The sequence below is a fragment of the Bacillus sp. JJ1127 genome (assembly GCF_036965845.1).
In the GTDB taxonomy this organism is placed as follows: Bacteria; Bacillota; Bacilli; order Bacillales; family Bacillaceae_G; genus Bacillus_A.
Genome location: NZ_JBALQK010000310.1, coordinates 1 through 2,925 on the forward strand (window position 1 = coordinate 1; position 2,925 = coordinate 2,925).

Below are 2,925 nucleotides of genomic sequence, written 5' to 3' on the forward strand. Positions count from 1 at the left end.
CTAGTCATTCAATATTCCCTCTTCTCTATTTATTTCTTCAATACCTTCCGTACTTTATTATACATTTAAAATATTTTAATTTTCAGCTTTTTCATTAAAATATATCTCGTACCCTTCAAAAAAATATTTTCAAGAAAAAATGAAAGTAAACTTTTTATTATTAGTTTACTTTCAATCTCTCATAACCATTGACCTCAACCAAAATCCTTTAATATCCTCAAAACACACACAAAAAGTATACATTCAAGCACTATAAATAAAGAAATCAAAGAATCTGTAAACAAAAAATATCTCATAAATCTAAAAGAGAATATCGCCTTTTATTTTGATACTCAAGAAAGTATGAACATCCTCTATATGTTCCCGTATACGAAACTATCCTCTCGCGCACAAAAAAGCCAACCCCTATACTTTTGATACAGAGATTGACTAAAGTTCCTTTATAAATAAAAACTATTTTGAGATGTTGAACGCCCCGCCATAGTAATACTGATCTCCAAGTTTCATTATAGCTACATATTTACCTGGTTTGTATACAGGAGTTATCTTTGTTATAAATCTACCATTATAATGATGTTCTGTGTGAGAATCATAAATTGTTTTATATCTTTGCAATGCACCGTTTTCATTTATACGATATATCTTAACAATACCAGTATCTTTTCCCCCAGTTTGAACGTTTACGTCAAATGAATCACCATGCTTCAAATTACCTACTGCCAGTTCCTGTAGATAGTCTGCATTATGATGTATTTCAAAAAAAGTTTCCCATCTCCAACCATCTACTACAGGTGGTGCATATTGAATAGGTTTTACCGTTTTTGTTGCTGCAGATACTTGTTTTGGTGTTTCCAAAAGACCTACTGATGTGATTCCTCCTAATGCAATAGTTCCGATAAGCGCTACTTTCCCTAATGTTTTCATGCTTTGTTACCTCCTGAAAATGAAATAGTTTCGTAATTTCAAGACATAATAAAGTGAAACTTTAATCAGTAGGATTTTCTTTATCTCCACTGATTATTGGCCCTACCCCATCGGCTTTTACAGGCAGTTAATCCCCACTCGTTAAATTTTCAGGTGGGATCTTACTGCCCGTTCATGCAAGATAAAATGTAAATGGAATCCAAATACTAGTTTTGTAACTATATATATTAGTGTAACATTTATCAATAGAATAAACAAATTAGAAAAATCTGAATTTTACCCAAATCATTTTATTACGAATCAGTCCCACTATACTTTCAACTACCTTTTCTCCTCTTGTTTCTCCATTTCAGCTAGCACTTTTAATTGCCACTCACCTTTCTTCACTGCTGTAGTGAAGTATTTCTGTAACAACAATAATGTACGAGTATCAATATAAAATCTTTCGGAAATATTTTCCCACGTATCACTATTTTGAAATACACCCCAAGTAAATGGACGTTGTTTATTTTTCTTCAATTCTTTAAATACCCATTTTCTCATCTTCTTTTTCGCTTTTTCTGTTAATTGACCGTTCTTTACAAGTATAAGTTCTCCGTGTCTCTTATAGCGTTTATACATATCCTTTTCCTTACATACTTTGAGAAATATATTTGCGGTATTTTCAGCATCTGCAAAAGCACGATGCTGCGTTCCTTTCCACTCCAAGTTAAATTGTTCCACTGCAAACTTTAAACTCGGTGTATGTATAAACAATTCTTCATATGCTTGAAATACAAATTTTTGCAAATCAAATCTTCTTTTTTTCTCAAAGCACGGACATTCTATACCATAAAATTCACAATCTTGCGAAAGAAATCGATAATCTTCTTTTCCCCATGAAATAAACATGTAGTCCTCTCCAATAAAATGAATAAAACGCTCCATAACTTGTGGAAAACTTTCCATTCCGATTAAATCCCGCTTTGTAATTCCTGTTAATTTTGTTGTATGACGCGTTAGGGGTGCGCTTGGTTTCACAAGGGCAGAAAATTGTCCCTTCATACGCATTGTGCCCGCTTCCATTTTAATAGCCCCAATATCAACTACTTCTGATGGATCATGCGATTTATATGGCCGAAAGTTTCTTTCCACATCCAATACAATATAATACTTAGGTTCGTTCAAGTCGCATACCTCTTCCTTAACTGATGATATTTGTAATTATATAGTTCCCACTAGGCAAACTCACAAAACAAAATATAGAAAATGTTTTTTCTATATTTTGTTTTGTGAGTTAATAAGAATGAATATTCAGATATCAATACACATCAACATGCAACGAGCTAAATAAATCATATCTAATAAAAAATGCAAAAAAAAAGAGAAGGGCAACCCTTCTCTTTTTAGTTCAATTACTTCTTAACTACGTTAGTAGCTTGTGGTCCGCGGTTACCTTGTTCTACTTCGAAAGTAACTTCTTGACCTTCTTCTAAAGTTTTGAATCCTTCGCCTTGGATAGCTGAGAAATGAACGAATACGTCTTCTCCGCCTTCAACTTCGATGAATCCGAAACCTTTTTCTGAGTTAAACCATTTTACTTTACCGTTTTGCATGAAAAAATCCTCCTACAATGTACCTATATGTACATATTCATTTTCAACCACTTTACAACAATAATGAAGACAGTAAAAAACTGTAACCACAAAGGAGATTTAACATTGCTATCCTCCTCTGAAGTTACAGCTCATTTAAATCTCTATATTATTAAAAGTAAAATGGTTTATAATCACTATATCACATCACTATAATAAAAGCAAAGCTAATTTTATTTTCCACAATATTTTTTCCACTGCATCATTTTTAATTCTCCTGATTAACAATTCGCTAGTCATGTCCTCTAATAGAAACACACGACAAACTGTGCTAATTCCAGCTTATTTCCTTTGTTGGAAAACGTTGAATCGTCCAGTTTTCACCACAATCCATACTACGATTGAACTACTCCCACCTTCACTTCGT

At 32.8% G+C, this 2,925-nt stretch carries 3 protein-coding genes; all 3 read right to left on the minus strand.

Annotated elements, in window-relative coordinates; all coding sequences use genetic code 11:
• Nucleotides 1-453 precede the first annotated feature (453 nt).
• Nucleotides 454-924: a DUF5065 family protein gene (locus V7183_RS23405; protein ID WP_098198121.1), complete on the minus strand. Its 471-nt coding sequence runs from the start codon at nt 922-924 to the stop codon at nt 454-456.
• Nucleotides 925-1,245: 321 nt separating this feature from the next.
• On the minus strand, nt 1,246-2,091 hold the full coding sequence (locus V7183_RS23410; RefSeq protein WP_335361003.1) for an exonuclease: 846 nt from the start codon (nt 2,089-2,091) through the stop codon (nt 1,246-1,248).
• A 227-nt stretch (nt 2,092-2,318) separates the two neighbouring features.
• Entirely contained in the window at nt 2,319-2,519 is a 201-nt protein-coding gene (gene cspB / locus V7183_RS23415; protein ID WP_003198964.1) for a cold shock-like protein CspB, read from the minus strand.
• Between the last annotated feature and the right edge of the window lie 406 nt (nt 2,520-2,925).